Source organism: Paenisporosarcina sp. HGH0030, from assembly GCF_000411295.1.
GTDB lineage: Bacteria > Bacillota > Bacilli > Bacillales_A > Planococcaceae > Paenisporosarcina.
Map to the genome: position 1 here is coordinate 449,785 of NZ_KE150422.1, position 15,453 is coordinate 465,237.

The window sequence follows — 15,453 nt, forward strand, 5'->3', positions numbered from 1 at the left end:
GTCACTATATTCCCTCTCGTAGTGTGTTTATTCCCTTTCACCCAATTTAAAAAAGACTGTCCCTTAAGTTTTTGAGGACAGTCTTTTTTATTTAATGGAATAATAAATAAGACTATTACGCAGTGAGGAGTTATATCATGTTACAATAAAAGGAAATTACCTGGATGTGGAGGCAGCCTAAAATGGACAGTGTTAATTTCTTTTCAATATTTTATATTTTTATTGTTATAGGTCTTATTGTTATATTTATACTATCTTTCTCTCTTTTTATTCGAAGAATACGTATCAATTCTGCCATTAAAAGTAATCATTATGTTGAAATTGATCAGAAACTTGATAAAATCATAGAATTACTTGAGAAGAAAGCAAACGTTTAAGAAAACATTAATAGACAAGCTCAAAATGCATAACTGCATTTTGAGCTTTTTTTATGTTTTACACTTTACCCTAACATGCGGTGCAGAAATTCAGCCGCTCGTTCGAAGGTGAAAAAAATATAATGTCTTAACATCTCACATTTTGAAACATACCACTCACAAAAAAAGATTATCCTCAAATGACTTGAGGATAACCTTTTTCGATTATTTCAACGCACGCCAACCAATGTCGTTTCGATAGAAAAATCCATCCCACTTCAATTCAGCAAAAGCGTCATACACTTGTTTTTGAGCATTAGCCAGAGAGTCTGATTTCGCTGCGACCAAAATTACGCGGCCCCCATTGCCAACGAAGCGACCATTCACTTCTTTCGTGCCCGCATGGAAGATCTGTAAATTTTGATTAAGCTTTTCTAAGTCAGGCAGTGTCGCCCCTTTTTTAACCATTTCAGGATAACCATCTGCGGCTACTACTACACCAAGCATCTCTTCATTCGACCATTCCAATTCATATGGTTTTTCATCGAAAAGTGCGTTCATGAATTCACCGAAATCTGAAGCCATACGTGGTAACACGACTTGTGTTTCTGGATCACCAAAACGAGCATTGAACTCAATGACTTTCGGTCCATCCTCAGTCAAGATTAACCCGGCATAGAGAATACCAGTAAAAGGTGTTCCTTCCGTTGCCATCGCTTCAACAGTAGGTGCCACAATCGCTTCAAATGCTTCCTGAACGATAAGTTCCGAAATGTGCGGGACAGGTGAATAAGCTCCCATGCCGCCAGTATTCGGTCCACGGTCACCGTCATACGCACGCTTGTGATCTTGGGCGATGACCATCGGGTAAATCTGGCCGTTATGAACAAAAGACATATATGAGAACTCTTCCCCATCGAGGAATTCCTCAATGACCACGCGAGATGATGAATCACCAAACTTTTGGTTACCAATCATGTCCTCCACGGAATTAAGTGCTTCCTCCACAGTCATGGCAACAACCACACCTTTACCTGCAGCGAGTCCATCCGCTTTTACCACAATTGGTGCACCCATTTTCTCGATATAGGCTTTGGCTTCTTTGACGTCTGTGAACGTTTCGTAAGCCGCCGTTGGAATACCGTATTTCTTCATTAGTTCTTTGGCAAAAGATTTACTGCCTTCGATTTGTGATGCCGCTTTCGTAGGCCCGAATATACGCAGACCTTCTGCCACGAAACGATCGACTATTCCAGCAGCCAGCGGTTGTTCAGGTCCCACAAACGTAAGATCGATAGCATTTTCCTGAACGAAAGCAACCAGCATATCAAATTCAAGTGCTTCGATTGCCACACAGGTCGCATCTTCTCTCATGCCATCATTACCTGGTGCAACGAACACTTCAGTTACAGATGGAGAGTTGTTGAATTGACGTACAATAGCGTGTTCACGCCCACCACTACCAATAACGAGTACTTTCATTAAGTTCTCCTCCTCTAGTGTTTGAAATGACGTACGCCTGTAAACACCATAGCAATTCCATATTCATTTGCTTTCGCAATTGAGTCTTCGTCTTTTACAGATCCACCTGGTTGAATAATGGCGGTGATTCCTGCTTTAGCAGCTGTTTCAACGGTATCATTCATAGGGAAAAAGGCATCTGAAGCAAGTGATGCACCTTGTGCTTTTTCTGCCGCTTGCTCTAACGCAATCTTAGCAGCACCGACACGATTCATTTGCCCAGCACCAACGCCAAGCGTCATTTGCGCATCTGTGACAACAATCGCATTGGATTTCACGTGTTTTACAACACTCCATCCGAGCTTCAGTGCAGCCCATTCTTCTTCCGTAGGTTCACGGTCCGTTACGACACGGACGTCCGCTTGTGCAAAACCATGAGCATCAGGTTCTTGCATCAACAAGCCACCCTCGATAGAAACGGTATTCCATTTATCCTTTTTGTTTTGTTCAAAAGGAATTGTTAGTAGACGGATATTTTTCTTTTTCGTCAAAATCTCCAAAGCCTTATCAGAGTAGGAAGGAGCAAGGATGATTTCAAGGAAGATACCTGAAAGTTGTTCCGCCGTTTCGGTATCCACTTCGCGATTTAAGGCAACAATGCCACCAAAAATGGACATACTGTCCGCTTCGTATGCTTTGCCAAATGCTTCAGAAATGGTTTCACCAACTCCGACACCACATGGATTCATGTGTTTGACAGCGACAGCAGCCGGCAGCTCAAATTCTTTAACGATTTGAATGGCTGCATTGGCATCCTGGATATTGTTGTAGGAAAGCTCTTTCCCGTGCAGTTGCTGTGCAGAAGCGATGGAGAAATCCGATCCTAGTGCACGTTGGTAGAACGCTGCTTTTTGATGTGGATTTTCTCCATAACGAAGCGATTGTTTCAATTCATATGTAAAGGTAACTTGTTCGGGAAATTCTTCACCTGCAAGGTCAGTTAAATAACCTGAGATGTACGCATCATAAGAAGCAGTATGACGGAAAACTTTTGCTGCCAGACGACGACGCGTTTCAATCGTAGTTTTGCCAGCTGCTTTCAATTCTTCCAAAACAGCCGGATAGTCCGCTGCATCTGTAATGACAGTTACATAAGCATGGTTTTTCGCAGACGCACGCAACATTGCTGGTCCACCGATATCAATGTTCTCAATCGCATCGTCAGCTGTCACATCCGGTTTTGAGATCGTTTCACGGAAAGGATATAAGTTTACACAAACAACCTCGATTGGCTCGATGCCATGTTCATTCATTTGTGCTTGATGGTCGGCATCATCATGCTTGGCAAGAAGGCCTCCGTGAATCATAGGGTTAAGCGTCTTCACACGACCACCCAATATTTCAGGGAATCTCGTTACTTGATCGACAGGTGTAATGGCTACTCCATTTTCCTGCAAATACGCTTTTGTTCCACCGGTTGATAGAATTTCATACCCTAACGTCTCTAGTTCTTTTGCGAACTCAAGAATTCCTGATTTATCTGATACACTGATAAGCGCACGTTTTGTCATAGAAAATCCTCCTAATTTGGAAAAGCGTAAAGTGCCACTCTAGCACTGCACCGGCGCTGGAAGAAAGGTCCCATTTTCTGAAGCTTAATCCTGTGGCCCTCTACCGGCTAAATAATTGATGCAACGTTTTTGCATAGAGTTCATGTTCGACCGCATGTATAAGTTGTTCTGTTTTCTCACGGTCACCCTCTACTACTTCAACCGCTTGTTGCGACAGAATTGGGCCCGTGTCCATCCCTGCATCTACATAATGTACGGTCACGCCGGTTACTTTGACGCCATGTACCAAAGCTTGACCGATGGCATCTTTGCCAGGAAATGAAGGCAATAGTGACGGATGGATGTTGACGATGCGGTTCGTAAAGGCATTCAGCAATGTATCGCCGATTAAACGCATATAACCAGCCAACACCAACCATTCTACCTGAAGCTCCTTCAGTTCCTGTAAGATGGCTTCTTCATATTCAACTTTCGACCCAAAATCTGACGGTCGGAAAGCCACAACGTTTACACCAGCTGTTTTAGCTCGTTCCACCACAAAAGCTTGTGGCCTATCTGTAACGACAGCCACGATGTCAGCATGTAACTGACCAGCTCTTGCTGCGTCCACGATGACTTGAAAATTACTTCCACTGCCGGAAGCAAAAATCGCCACCTTTGGCTTACTGTTCATCGTTCAGGCTCCCGTCATGAGTTCCATTAAATTGAACACCTTCACCTGCTACGACACGACCAATCACGTACGCATTTTCACCGTTTTCTACTGATAGTCGAATGGCTTGTTGCGCTTGATCTTCAGGAAGAGCAATGACGAAACCAATGCCCATATTGAAAACATTATACAAATCACGGTCTTCCAGAGACCCTTTTTCTTTCAACATTGAAAACACCGGTAATACTGGCCATGAGCCCAGTTTGATTTCGACACCAAGACCTGCGGGCATCATGCGGGGCAAGTTTTCATAAAAACCTCCACCAGTCACGTGTGCCATACCGTGCACGTCCAGCTGTTCATGAATGGCAAGAACCGGTTTAGTATAAATTTTTGTCGGTTTTAATAATGCTTTCCCAATACGGCCCAAATGTTCGTAGCCTGCAACTAAGGAATCTATTTCATATCCTTGATCGGCAAAGACAATTTTACGCACAAGTGAAAAACCATTTGAATGGATACCACTGCTAGCAAGTCCAACAAGGACGTCACCCTGTTGAATCTTTTCACCTGTTACGATATTCGATTTCTCAGCTACCCCTACGGCAAACCCAGCAACATCGTATTCATCTTCTTCATAAAGACCAGGCATTTCCGCTGTTTCTCCACCGATAAGTGCGGCTCCAGCTTGTACACAACCATCTGCTACACCTTTGACAATTTGCTCAATCTTTTCAGGCTTTGCTTGTCCAACAGCTAAATAATCTAGGAAAAATAAAGGTTCGGCACCTTGAGCCACGATATCATTGACACACATTGCCACGCAATCGATGCCGATTGTATCGTGTTGATCGGTCATAAACGCCAATTTCAATTTAGTCCCTACGCCATCTGTCCCCGAGATTAAAACAGGTTCTTTGTAGTCGAGTGATGACAGGTCAAACATCCCACCGAAACCACCGAATGCCCCCATTATGCCTTTACGTGCTGTACGATCTACATGAGATTTCATTCGCTTTACAGCCTCGTAACCCGCTTCAATACTTACGCCAGCTTGTTCATATGCCTTTGACATCCATGTCGCCTCCTAGCGAGCCAATTCTTTTTGGTGCGGTAAAATGGTATCCGGGTATATTTCAGTCGGATAATTCCCTGTAAAGCAAGCAAGACAATGTCCAGCTTCAGGACCTTCATCCGTTCTTCCGATTGCACGAACCAATCCTTCAACTGACAGGAAAGTAAGTGAATCCGCCCCAATCAATTCTCTTATTTCTTCAATGCTATTGTTGGATGCAATTAGTTCTTCACTTGAACTCGTATCTATCCCGTAGAAACATGGACTTTTCATAGGCGGAGAACTAATGACAACATGCACTTCCGTTGCTCCCGCTTCTTTTAACATCGTTACAATACGTCTGGATGTCGTACCACGGACGATTGAATCATCGACCATAACAACACGCTTGCCGTTTACCACTTGGCGAACTGGCGACAGCTTCATTTTCACACCACGTTCACGCAAGTCCTGTGAAGGTTGGATGAAAGTACGACCGACATATCTATTTTTGATCAATCCTAATTCATACGGAATTCCCGTAACTTCAGAAAATCCGATGGCAGCCGAAATACTCGAGTCAGGTACACCTGTTACGACATCTGCATCAATTTGTATTTCTTTTGCCAGTTCTTTCCCTAAACGCTTACGTGCCATATGAACGTTAATGCCATCTATATCCGAATCGGGACGTGAGAAGTAAACGTACTCCATTGTACAAATCGAGCGTTTTGCAGGGAATGCAAAGCGTTCAACACGTAATCCTTCATTATTGATAATCAAAAACTCACCAGGTTCCACAGAACGGATACATTCGGCACCAATGATATCGAATGCACAAGTTTCCGAAGCAACTACCCAGGCATCACCCAGTTTTCCTAAAGACAATGGGCGCAAACCGTTCGGATCGTTTGCGACAATCATCTCGTCTTCCGTCATCATGACGAAGGCAAAAGCACCTTTAAGTAGGGATAATGCATTCTTCGCGCGTTTTTCAAACGTCGAATAGCCACTTTTTTTAATTAAATGAGCCAATACTTCTGTATCTGAAGAGGTCTGGAAGATGCTTCCTTGACGCTCTAAGTGTTGTTTTAAATGGTTCGCATTTACGAGATTGCCATTATGGGCAATCGCAAGACTGCCAGTTGTCGAGCGGAATAAAAGAGGTTGCACATTTTCAATACCTCCACCGCCTGCAGTTGCATAACGTACATGTCCTACCGCACCATAGCCTTGCAAATGATCAAGCTTGCCTGCACTGAATACTTCATTAACAAGCCCTTCTCCTTTGACTGCTTGAAGCGAATGACCATCCGTTACGACAATCCCCGCTCCTTCCTGTCCACGATGTTGAAGTGCATGCAATCCGTAATACGCAATCTGTGCTGCATTTGGGTCACCCCAAATTCCAAAAACGCCACACTCTTCGTTTAATCCTCTGAGTTCAGCAAGCATGGAATTGCTCCTTTCCAAGCAGATCGGAATTCCTCAACAGTTCCTGACACCCACTCTTCGCCATGTTCATTACGAATGATGACGGACGTATCTGATGTAACCGTTCCAATGTTCACTGCATCTTTTACGATTTCTTCGAACGCTGCCGCATGTTGTGGTTTCACTGTCACGATGAAGCGAGATTGTGATTCACTGAATAAAGCTGTGGTAGCCGAACCTGAAATAGTTACGTCCACACCAAGGTTTTGTACTCCGAAAGTTTTTTCAGCCAATGCAACGGCGAAGCCACCTTCTGCAATATCGTGAGCTGATGCCACAAAGCCTGATTGAATTGCTTGCAACAAAGCGTTTTGACGAGTTACTTCCACATCTAAATCAATTGAAGGTGCTTGTCCAAAAATACGACCTTCCACCATTTTTTGAAGTTCACTGCCACCAAACTCAGTCATCGTTTCACCGATCACGTAAACCAAGTCACCAGCTTCTTTCACATCTTGTGTTGTTACATGTGATAAATCTTCAACTAAACCAACCAAGCCGATCGTAGGTGTTGGATAAACAGCTACTCCACTGCGCTCGTTGTAAAGTGATACGTTCCCGCCGATAACAGGAGACTCAAGTGCCAAACACGCCGCAGCCATCCCATCAGCCGATTTCTCCAATTGCCAGAAAATCTCTGGTTTTTCTGGATTTCCGAAGTTTAGACAATCCGTAATCGCCAAAGGTTTAGCTCCTGAACAAACAACGTTACGTGCCGCTTCCGCAACCGCGATTTTCCCGCCAGTTTCCGGATCTAGATAAATGTAGCGTGAGTTACAGTCTGTCGTCATAGCAAGTCCTTTGTTTGTTCCTCGAACTCGAACGACCGCTGCATCCGAACCTGGTGCAACTACTGTGCTCGTACGTACTTGATAATCGTATTGATCATAAACCCATTCCTTCGAAGCAATGGTTGGTTGTTTCAATAAATTAATCAGCGTTTCTTTATAGTCAGCGACTTGAGGTTCTGCGTTTTCCATCGCTTGATATTCTGTGTAATAAGCAGGCACACTTGATGGTTTATGATAAACCGGTGCTTCTTCTGCCAACGCATCTGCCGGGACGTCTGCTACGACTTCACCTTTATGAAGCAAACGAAGCATTTTATCGTCTGTTACCTGTCCGACAGCGACTGCATCCAAATCATATTTTTCAAAGAGCTCCACGATTTCCGCTTCGCGTCCTTTTTTCACGACAATCAACATACGTTCTTGTGATTCTGACAACATCATTTCGTAAGCTGTCATTCCTGATTCACGTTGAGGAATTAAATCCAGATTCATTTCTACACCGAAGCCAGCTTTGGAAGCCATTTCAGCTGATGAAGAAGTTAATCCTGCAGCACCCATGTCTTGAATTCCTACAAGGGCGTCAGATTTTACAAGCTCCAAACACGCTTCAAGCAAAAGCTTCTCCATGAAAGGGTCGCCTACTTGAACGGCCGGACGTTTTTCTTCAGAAGTTTCACTTAACTCTTCCGATGCGAATGTCGCTCCATGAATTCCGTCGCGCCCTGTTTTTGCCCCTACATACATAACGGTATTGCCAACACCAGAAGCGACACCTTTTTGAATATCTTCATGATTGATCAATCCCACACACATGGCGTTTACCAATGGGTTTCCTGCATAACAGTCGTCAAACTGAACTTCTCCACCTACTGTCGGGATGCCGATGCAGTTCCCATATCCTGCAATTCCTGCAACCACTTCTTCAAACAAATAACGAACACGTGGACTTGTCAATTCCCCAAAACGTAATGAGTTCAGCATCGCAATCGGACGGGCTCCCATTGAGAAAACGTCACGGATGATTCCGCCAACACCAGTTGCCGCTCCTTGGAAAGGCTCGATAGCAGATGGATGATTATGTGATTCCATTTTGAAAACCACAGCTTGTCCATCCCCGATATCCACGATTCCAGCTCCTTCACCAGGACCTTGAAGTACGCGAGGACCAGTCGTTGGGAACTTACGTAAGATTGGTTTCGAGTTTTTATAAGAACAATGCTCCGACCACATAACTGAAAACAATCCAGTTTCCGTATAGTTCGGTTGACGTCCTAAAATGTTTTCGACCATCTCAAACTCTGAATCAGATAAACCCATTTGAGCATATAGTTTTTGTTCTTTAATTTGCTGAGGATTTGGTTCAAGCATGACTGACATGAGATTCCCTCCACTGTTTAACGATAGATTTGAATAACGCTAATCCGTCTGTACCACCAATTAGTTCGTGCACTGCACGCTCTGGATGTGGCATCATACCCAAGACATTACCTCGTTCGTTGATTATCCCTGCAATGTCTTCAACACTGCCATTTGGATTGTCGTTCGTATAAGTGAAAACAATTTGATTGTTTGCTTTTAATGAAGCAAGTGTTTCTTCATCACAACTATAGTTTCCTTCGCCGTGCGCGATTGGAACTTGAATCACTTGGTCTTTTGCATATTCAGCTGTAAACATGGTGTTGTTATTGACGACTGTCAAATCAACGGTACGACACATAAACTTCAAGTTTTTATTGCGTAACAAAGCACCAGGAAGTAAACCCGCTTCGGTTAAAATCTGGAATCCATTACAAATACCAAGAACTGGTTTACCTGCATCAGCTGCTTTTTTCACTTCACTCATAACGTTAGAGAACTGAGCAATTGCACCACATCGCAAGTAGTCTCCATAAGAGAATCCACCTGGTAGTAAAATGCCGTCATAACCACTTAAATCTTTCGTATCGTGCCACACATATTCAGCTTCTTCACCAAGCTCGTCTTTAATTGCATGGTACATATCTAAATCACAGTTCGATCCTGGGAATACGAGGACTGCAAATTTCATTTGCTTACAGCCTCCTCGACATCGTACCTATAATCTTCAATCACTGTGTTCGTTAATAATTTTTCACACATCTCTTTAACTACCACGTCTAGCTCTTTTTCAGAATCATCCACTTGAATTTCTAAGTACTTTCCAATACGAACATCTGCAACTTCGTTATAGCCCATTGTATGCAGAGCTCCCATTACGGCCGAACCTTGTGGGTCTAATACACTTTCGCGAAGCGTTACATAGATTTTTACTTTTTTCATTGTGTGATTCCTCCTAGACGGGATAGTATGATTTCGTATGCGTCCGTTAATTGACCTAAATCTCTGCGGAACACGTCTTTGTCCAGCTTTTGTTTTGTTTTTTCGTCCCATAAGCGGCACGTATCAGGTGAAATTTCATCAGCTAGCAATACATTGCCTTCATTGTCCCGGCCAAATTCTAGTTTGAAATCAACTAAAATAACACCGATTTCTTTGAAGAATTGCGTCAATATCTCATTTACTTGTAATCCCTTATCATAAAGAGCTTGTACTTCTTCTTTAGAAGCGATGTTCAAAAGCTCGATGTGCTCTTCAGTAATGAGGGGATCACCAAGTTCGTCGTCTTTGTAGTAGAACTCGACGATAGGGCGTGCGAGTTCTACTCCTTCATCCAGTCCGAGGCGCTTAGCTAAACTGCCCGCTGCGACCTGGCGAACCACGACTTCGATTGGAATGATGTCAACTTTTTTCACTAATTGCTCATGATCGGATAATTGCTCAACGAAATGAGAATCAATACCTGCAGCTTTCAATTTTTCAAACAGTAAAGATGTGATTTGGTTATTCAACGTACCTTTTCCTGCGATTTCAGCTTTCTTTTCTCCGTTAAACGCAGTTGCACTATCCTTGTATTCCACAAAAAGAATATCTTCTTTGTCTGTTGTATATAATCGTTTCGCCTTACCTTCATACAAAAGCTGACCTTTTTCCACGTGTATTCCCCCGATTAGTTTAGTCCGAGACGTTCGAAAATCATATCGACATGTTGGATATGGTAGTTATAGTCAAAGCAATCGTCCAATTCTTCTTTAGACAATTGAGAAGTAATGGTTTCGTTCTGTTCAACGACACCACGGAAAGCAATTTGGTTTTCCCAAGCTTCCATCGCACAAGGTTGAACTGTATCATACGCTTCTTCACGAGCCATTCCTTTGTCAATCAAAGCAAGAAGAACGCGTTGTGAGTAAATCAAACCGAGTGTGCTGTCCATGTTGCGTTTCATATTGTTTGGGAATACCGTCAAGTTTTTTACGATGTTTCCGAAACGATTTAGCATGTAGTTTAAAGCGATTGTCGCATCCGGTAAGATGACACGCTCAGCTGAAGAATGTGAAATATCACGTTCATGCCACAAAGACACATTTTCATAAGCAGTCAACATATATCCGCGAATTAATCGTGCAAGACCAGTCATGTTTTCAGAACCAATCGGGTTACGTTTATGTGGCATAGCAGATGATCCTTTTTGACCTTTTGCAAATGATTCTTCCACTTCACGTGTTTCTGATTTTTGCAGACCACGAATTTCTGTTGCAAACTTCTCTACAGACGTTGCAATCAATGCCAGTGTGCTCATGTATTGTGCATGGCGGTCACGTTGCAATGTTTGTGTCGAGATTTTTGATGCTTCGATTCCTAAGTTTTCACAAACATATTTCTCTACAAATGGATCGATGTTTGCGTATGTTCCAACTGCACCAGACATTTTGCCTGTTTCAATTGATTTTGCAGCTGCTTCAAAACGTTCTACGTTACGCTTCATTTCTTCATGCCATAAGGCAAGTTTCAAGCCGAATGTCGTTGGCTCCGCGTGAACACCATGCGTACGTCCCATCATGACCGTGAATTTATGTTCTTTTGCTTTATTGGCCAAGATTTCAACGAAATTGTTCAAATCTTTACGAAGGATTTCATTTGCTTGCTTGATGATGTAAGAAAGAGCTGTATCAACTACATCCGTTGAAGTCAGTCCGTAATGTACCCATTTACGCTCATCGCCAAGTGTTTCAGATACTGCACGAGTGAAAGCAACAACATCATGACGCGTTTCTTCTTCAATTTCTAAAATGCGATTAATATCAAATGAAGCATTAGCACGAATTTTCGCTACGTCTTCTTTTGGAATATCGCCAAGTTCAGCCCATGCTTCACATGCCAAAATCTCAACTTCCAACCATGCTTGGTATTTGTTTTGTTCCGTCCAAATTGCTCCCATTTCAGGGCGAGTATAACGTTCTATCATATAGTTCTCCTTCTATTCCGACCAAATGCCGGAATGCTCGATTTCTTGTAGCGTTTGATTTATATCGTTTGTCAAAATGGTCACATGCCCCATTTTACGTTTTGTTTTCGCTTCTTCTTTGCCGTATAGATGAATGGACCAGTCTGGGTATTTAGAAATCGCGTTCGATAGAGGAACGACGTGTTCTCCAAGTACATTGACCATGACAGTCGGTTGATGCAGGATAGGCTTCCTTAGAGGCCATCCGCAAATTGCACGCACATGTTGATGAAACTGTGATATCGTACTACCTTCTATTGAATAGTGTCCTGAGTTATGAGGACGTGGCGCCAACTCGTTAATCACAATCGTGTCATCTTTCAGCACAAACATTTCAACTGCCAAAGTGCCGACTAACTGTAAATGATCAGCAATTTGTTCTGCCGCTTCTGTAGCTTGTGTCAGAATCGATTCAGTTACACGAGCAGGTACAATCGTTTCGTGTAAAATATGATCTTTATGAATATTTTCACCTACAGGCAGGCAATAGGTTTCCCCGTTTCCATTACGCTGTACGATAACTGAAATTTCTTTACCGAATGGCACGAACGCTTCCGCAACACACGCACCGTGATTGAATAATGGTTCCGCCAGTATTAAATCGGCTTCCGATTCGAGCTTTACTTGACCTTTGCCATCGTAACCGCCGTATGCGGTTTTGACGATACAAGGGAAACCAACCTCATTAATACATGCTTTCAGTTCCACAATACTTGTCGCAACTATATAGTCTGCAACCGGTACACCAGCCTGACAAATTTCAGCTTTTTCTGTAATTCGGTTTTGTGTTATACGGACAAGTTCTGCCCCCTGAGGAATATAAGCATATTCAGCTAACCGCTTAAGTCCTTCATAATCAATATTTTCAAATTCGTACGTAATGACATCACTGACATCTGCTAGCTCTTCTAAAGCCGTCTGGTCATTATAAGGTGCAACAATTCGTATATCCGCGATTTGACCGCAAGGCGATTCCATACTTGGATCGAGCACTGCAATTTTGAATCCGGCTTCCTTGGCAGCCAAAGCCATCATTCGACCTAATTGACCTCCACCAATAATTCCAATTGTTTGTCCTGGTGAAATGGTTTTAATCATATGAGGTCACCGTTGCTTTCAAATACTTTGTCCTTCGTCGCTTCACGTCTTAAGTCTAAATTGTGTGCCAAAGTTTGATCGGTCATTGCTAGCATTTGAGCAGCAAGCAATCCTGCGTTCGTTGCTCCAGCTTTGCCGATAGCGACTGTCGCAACAGGAACGCCACCTGGCATTTGAACTATGGATAGTAACGAATCAAGACCATTCAATGCTTTTGATTGAATAGGAACCCCAATAACCGGTAACGTCGTTTTCGCTGCAACCATACCCGGTAAATGTGCGGCTCCGCCAGCTCCCGCAATAATCACTTGAATTCCTCGTGTTCTTGCTGACATCGCATACTCAAACATTAGATCTGGCGTGCGATGCGCCGACACCACTTTTTTTTCATAAGGGACTTGCAGTTCATCTAATATGTCACATGTATGTTTCATTGTTTCCCAATCACTTGAGCTTCCCATGATCACGCCGATTTTTGCATTCATCTGAAATCGCTCCTTTATAGAAAAGCTTAAAGCGCTACACTAGTTTGACAACGAGCAAACACTTGAAGCTAGACATTATTGACAAAAAGTCCCCAAATAAACTGCTCACTATGCATGAAAAGCAGTTTACTTGAGGACTTTAAAGAAAAGGGGTTATGAACGGCTGACATATACATATGCAGACTCACATCCTTATTTTCATCCAAAAGTTGCTTTCCCGCATAGTCCGGTCATTTACGGTGACCTGGTAGAGACGCTAAAGCCAATTCTTTAGCATATATGGGGATTATCGTTGTTCTTATTCATATTTTAACAACCATTAGGACTCGAGTCAACGCTAAAATGCGAACGATAAATTTTCAGAAAACAATATCGTTCGGTTTTTCGCCAGTTTTTAGGTTATTCAGAGATGTACGTACCTTTAAATTGGATGATTTGACGAATTGGGACGATTTCTCCATTCACTTCTTGGAACATCGGCTCTTCCCTTCGCCCTGTTGGCATATAGCCTTCAGTCTGCATACGCTTTAAACAGTCATCAATGGTTTCATTCTCTGCTACTTCAAACCATACAGTCTTTTTCTTCATTTAAATAGTTTTCCTTTCCTTACCGTTTTAACCCAGAATCCACCATGAATAGTTTTCGGCTCATAAGCAATAATAAATGCTTTTGGATCAAGCTCTTTAATCGTTGCATACAGTTTCAATTCATATTTTCGGGGAGTCAGGATTTGCATCGCTTTTCGGTTACCTTCAAGACCATTCGCTTCCCAATCAGTTACTCCATATCCTTTATCACGCAAAAGGCGTGGCAAGGTACGATTTTCTTCAGTCGTAATTACATTTACCGTAATATAACCAAGGGCCATCTTCTCTTCTATTTTCGTACCAACAAGTACCCCAGTACCATACCCAACTGCGTAGGCTATAAGGTTTTGGATCTCATTCAAGTTATCCAATACTAATCCAAGACCCACAACATATATAACCACTTCAATGGTGCTGAGAAACGCTGCAAAATAACGATAACCCTTCAACGTCATTATCATGCGCACTGTAAAAAACGAAACATAGACAATATTTATAGTAAATATGATTAATACCATCAAAAGTGCATCATTGCTCATAATAAACTTCCCTTCATGAAAAAACATTAAGCCCCTATCTTATTAGAGAACCCTTTAGAATACAAGAAATTTTGCGGAATTTCTGTAATTCACATTAAAACAAAGCTATTTACTGTTAAAGCGAAAAGCGACTAATATGCTAGGAAGTTATTTAAATTTTACTTATATTAAATTTGCCCTTTAATGAAAAGATGTAAACTACTTTTAGTTAGTAAGCCATCCAGTCGCTTTGAACCGGCTGATTCAACTGGATGTTCAAGAAAATCCCATCAAATAGAAGAGAGCCATGCAGCGACCGGCAGAATCTCCACCATTCAGGGGTTTGTGATAGTCGATTGTCTCATAACCCAAGTTAAACAGTCGGGTGAAACAAGCTCGTTCGCTTAAAATCAACAGTTGTAAATTTATCAATCAAACTGGAGATTTATCGTGCAGATTGGATACTTTATCGCTCAAACTAAAGATTTATCGTTCAAATCGAAGCATTTATCGCTCAAACTCATCTCACGAGCAAGTAGACTTGCCCCCTTGTTTCCTCGAACTACTTGCACCTCTCTTTTCTCACTCACCTTCGTACTGCGCTTAAAAAACAACACAAAAAAACCGATACCTTGAAAGGTATCGGTTTCTTATTTTGCCTAGCGACGTCCTACTCTCACAGGGGGCTCCCCCAACTACCATCGGCGCTAGGCTGCGAAAGACGATGAACGGCAGATTTCTTCGTCAACCGCAGGTCTTCGAGTCTCGCGTATATTATACGCTCCGAGTCTCTTCCCTTTGTTTCCTCGAACTCTTTGTTCCTCCTCTTTCTCGCACACCTTCGTACTAAGCTTAAAAAACAAACACAAAAAAACCGATACCTCGGAAGGTACCGGTTTCTTACTTTGCCTAGCGACGTCCTACTCTCACAGGGGGAAACCCCCAACTACCATCGGCGCTAAAGAGCTTAACTTCCGTGTTCGGTATGGGAACGGGTGTGACCTCTTTGCCATTATCACTAGACT

General features: G+C 42.6%; 15 protein-coding genes, 1 rRNA gene and 1 riboswitch. Of the genes, 1 reads left to right on the forward strand and 15 read right to left on the reverse strand.

Annotated features, from left to right (window positions below):
- Positions 1–182 precede the first annotated feature (182 nt).
- Complete coding sequence (locus HMPREF1210_RS14330; RefSeq protein ID WP_016429420.1) at positions 183–377, forward strand: DUF4083 domain-containing protein; 195 nt, start codon at positions 183–185, stop codon at positions 375–377.
- A 204-nt stretch (positions 378–581) separates the two neighbouring features.
- Here HMPREF1210_RS14330 and purD read toward each other — a convergent pair whose 3' ends face one another.
- The 15 genes from purD to rrf form a co-directional block, all read right to left on the reverse strand.
- On the reverse strand, positions 582–1,838 hold the full coding sequence (gene purD, locus HMPREF1210_RS14335) for a phosphoribosylamine--glycine ligase (RefSeq protein ID WP_016429421.1): 1,257 nt from the start codon (positions 1,836–1,838) through the stop codon (positions 582–584).
- A 14-nt stretch (positions 1,839–1,852) separates the two neighbouring features.
- Positions 1,853–3,388, reverse strand: a complete 1,536-nt coding sequence (gene purH / locus HMPREF1210_RS14340) for a bifunctional phosphoribosylaminoimidazolecarboxamide formyltransferase/IMP cyclohydrolase (protein WP_016429422.1) — start codon at positions 3,386–3,388, stop codon at positions 1,853–1,855.
- Positions 3,389–3,488: 100 nt separating this feature from the next.
- Entirely contained in the window at positions 3,489–4,061 is a 573-nt protein-coding gene (gene purN, locus HMPREF1210_RS14345; RefSeq protein WP_016429423.1) for a phosphoribosylglycinamide formyltransferase, read from the reverse strand.
- Entirely contained in the window at positions 4,051–5,115 is a 1,065-nt protein-coding gene (gene purM / locus HMPREF1210_RS14350) for a phosphoribosylformylglycinamidine cyclo-ligase (RefSeq protein ID WP_016429424.1), read from the reverse strand. Before purM ends, purN begins: the two co-directional genes overlap by 11 nt.
- Positions 5,116–5,127: 12 nt before the next feature.
- Positions 5,128–6,549, reverse strand: coding sequence for an amidophosphoribosyltransferase (purF, locus tag HMPREF1210_RS14355; protein WP_016429425.1), 1,422 nt, complete (start codon positions 6,547–6,549; stop codon positions 5,128–5,130).
- Positions 6,525–8,756 carry a phosphoribosylformylglycinamidine synthase subunit PurL gene (gene purL, locus HMPREF1210_RS14360; protein WP_016429426.1) on the reverse strand — a complete coding sequence of 744 codons (2,232 nt, stop codon included), beginning with the start codon at positions 8,754–8,756 and terminating at the stop codon, positions 6,525–6,527. The genes purF and purL overlap by 25 nt, the downstream gene beginning before the upstream one ends.
- Positions 8,740–9,426: a phosphoribosylformylglycinamidine synthase subunit PurQ gene (gene purQ, locus HMPREF1210_RS14365; RefSeq protein WP_016429427.1), complete on the reverse strand. Its 687-nt coding sequence runs from the start codon at positions 9,424–9,426 to the stop codon at positions 8,740–8,742. The genes purL and purQ overlap by 17 nt, the downstream gene beginning before the upstream one ends.
- The gene (gene purS / locus HMPREF1210_RS14370) at positions 9,423–9,677 is read right to left on the reverse strand and encodes a phosphoribosylformylglycinamidine synthase subunit PurS (protein ID WP_016429428.1); all 255 of its coding nucleotides are present in this window, start codon (positions 9,675–9,677) and stop codon (positions 9,423–9,425) included. Before purS ends, purQ begins: the two co-directional genes overlap by 4 nt.
- The gene (gene purC / locus HMPREF1210_RS14375) at positions 9,674–10,390 is read right to left on the reverse strand and encodes a phosphoribosylaminoimidazolesuccinocarboxamide synthase (protein WP_016429429.1); all 717 of its coding nucleotides are present in this window, start codon (positions 10,388–10,390) and stop codon (positions 9,674–9,676) included. Before purC ends, purS begins: the two co-directional genes overlap by 4 nt.
- A 14-nt stretch (positions 10,391–10,404) precedes the next feature.
- Complete coding sequence (gene purB, locus HMPREF1210_RS14380) at positions 10,405–11,700, reverse strand: adenylosuccinate lyase (RefSeq protein WP_016429430.1); 1,296 nt, start codon at positions 11,698–11,700, stop codon at positions 10,405–10,407.
- Between the two features lie 12 nt (positions 11,701–11,712).
- A complete protein-coding gene (gene purK, locus HMPREF1210_RS14385; RefSeq protein WP_016429431.1) occupies positions 11,713–12,837 on the reverse strand; it encodes a 5-(carboxyamino)imidazole ribonucleotide synthase in 1,125 nt (374 codons plus the stop codon).
- Positions 12,834–13,322: a 5-(carboxyamino)imidazole ribonucleotide mutase gene (gene purE / locus HMPREF1210_RS14390; RefSeq protein ID WP_016429432.1), complete on the reverse strand. Its 489-nt coding sequence runs from the start codon at positions 13,320–13,322 to the stop codon at positions 12,834–12,836. The genes purK and purE overlap by 4 nt, the downstream gene beginning before the upstream one ends.
- Positions 13,323–13,524: 202 nt before the next feature.
- A riboswitch (purine riboswitch) is annotated at positions 13,525–13,625 on the reverse strand.
- 96 nt (positions 13,626–13,721) lie between these two features.
- The gene (locus HMPREF1210_RS14395) at positions 13,722–13,910 is read right to left on the reverse strand and encodes an NETI motif-containing protein (protein WP_016429433.1); all 189 of its coding nucleotides are present in this window, start codon (positions 13,908–13,910) and stop codon (positions 13,722–13,724) included.
- Positions 13,907–14,449 carry a DUF2179 domain-containing protein gene (locus HMPREF1210_RS14400; RefSeq protein ID WP_036660252.1) on the reverse strand — a complete coding sequence of 181 codons (543 nt, stop codon included), beginning with the start codon at positions 14,447–14,449 and terminating at the stop codon, positions 13,907–13,909. Before HMPREF1210_RS14400 ends, HMPREF1210_RS14395 begins: the two co-directional genes overlap by 4 nt.
- An 886-nt stretch (positions 14,450–15,335) precedes the next feature.
- Positions 15,336–15,451, reverse strand: a 5S ribosomal RNA gene (gene rrf, locus HMPREF1210_RS14405).
- Positions 15,452–15,453 lie beyond the last annotated feature (2 nt).

What these genes read in the sequence shown, in the direction of transcription:
- purS (WP_016429428.1), bottom strand. Translation starts at nt 9,677, where the DNA reads ATGAAAAAAGTAAAAATCTATGTAACGCTTCGCGAAAGTGTATTAGAC.
- purB (WP_016429430.1), bottom strand. Translation starts at nt 11,700, where the DNA reads ATGATAGAACGTTATACTCGCCCTGAAATGGGAGCAATTTGGACGGAA.
- purE (WP_016429432.1), bottom strand. Translation starts at nt 13,322, where the DNA reads ATGAATGCAAAAATCGGCGTGATCATGGGAAGCTCAAGTGATTGGGAA.
- purN (WP_016429423.1), bottom strand. Translation starts at nt 4,061, where the DNA reads ATGAACAGTAAGCCAAAGGTGGCGATTTTTGCTTCCGGCAGTGGAAGT.
- HMPREF1210_RS14330 (WP_016429420.1), top strand. Translation starts at nt 183, where the DNA reads ATGGACAGTGTTAATTTCTTTTCAATATTTTATATTTTTATTGTTATA.
- purH (WP_016429422.1), bottom strand. Translation starts at nt 3,388, where the DNA reads ATGACAAAACGTGCGCTTATCAGTGTATCAGATAAATCAGGAATTCTT.
- HMPREF1210_RS14395 (WP_016429433.1), bottom strand. Translation starts at nt 13,910, where the DNA reads ATGAAGAAAAAGACTGTATGGTTTGAAGTAGCAGAGAATGAAACCATT.
- HMPREF1210_RS14400 (WP_036660252.1), bottom strand. Translation starts at nt 14,449, where the DNA reads ATGAGCAATGATGCACTTTTGATGGTATTAATCATATTTACTATAAAT.
- purM (WP_016429424.1), bottom strand. Translation starts at nt 5,115, where the DNA reads ATGTCAAAGGCATATGAACAAGCTGGCGTAAGTATTGAAGCGGGTTAC.
- purL (WP_016429426.1), bottom strand. Translation starts at nt 8,756, where the DNA reads ATGTCAGTCATGCTTGAACCAAATCCTCAGCAAATTAAAGAACAAAAA.
- purF (WP_016429425.1), bottom strand. Translation starts at nt 6,549, where the DNA reads ATGCTTGCTGAACTCAGAGGATTAAACGAAGAGTGTGGCGTTTTTGGA.
- purQ (WP_016429427.1), bottom strand. Translation starts at nt 9,426, where the DNA reads ATGAAATTTGCAGTCCTCGTATTCCCAGGATCGAACTGTGATTTAGAT.
- purK (WP_016429431.1), bottom strand. Translation starts at nt 12,837, where the DNA reads ATGATTAAAACCATTTCACCAGGACAAACAATTGGAATTATTGGTGGA.
- purD (WP_016429421.1), bottom strand. Translation starts at nt 1,838, where the DNA reads ATGAAAGTACTCGTTATTGGTAGTGGTGGGCGTGAACACGCTATTGTA.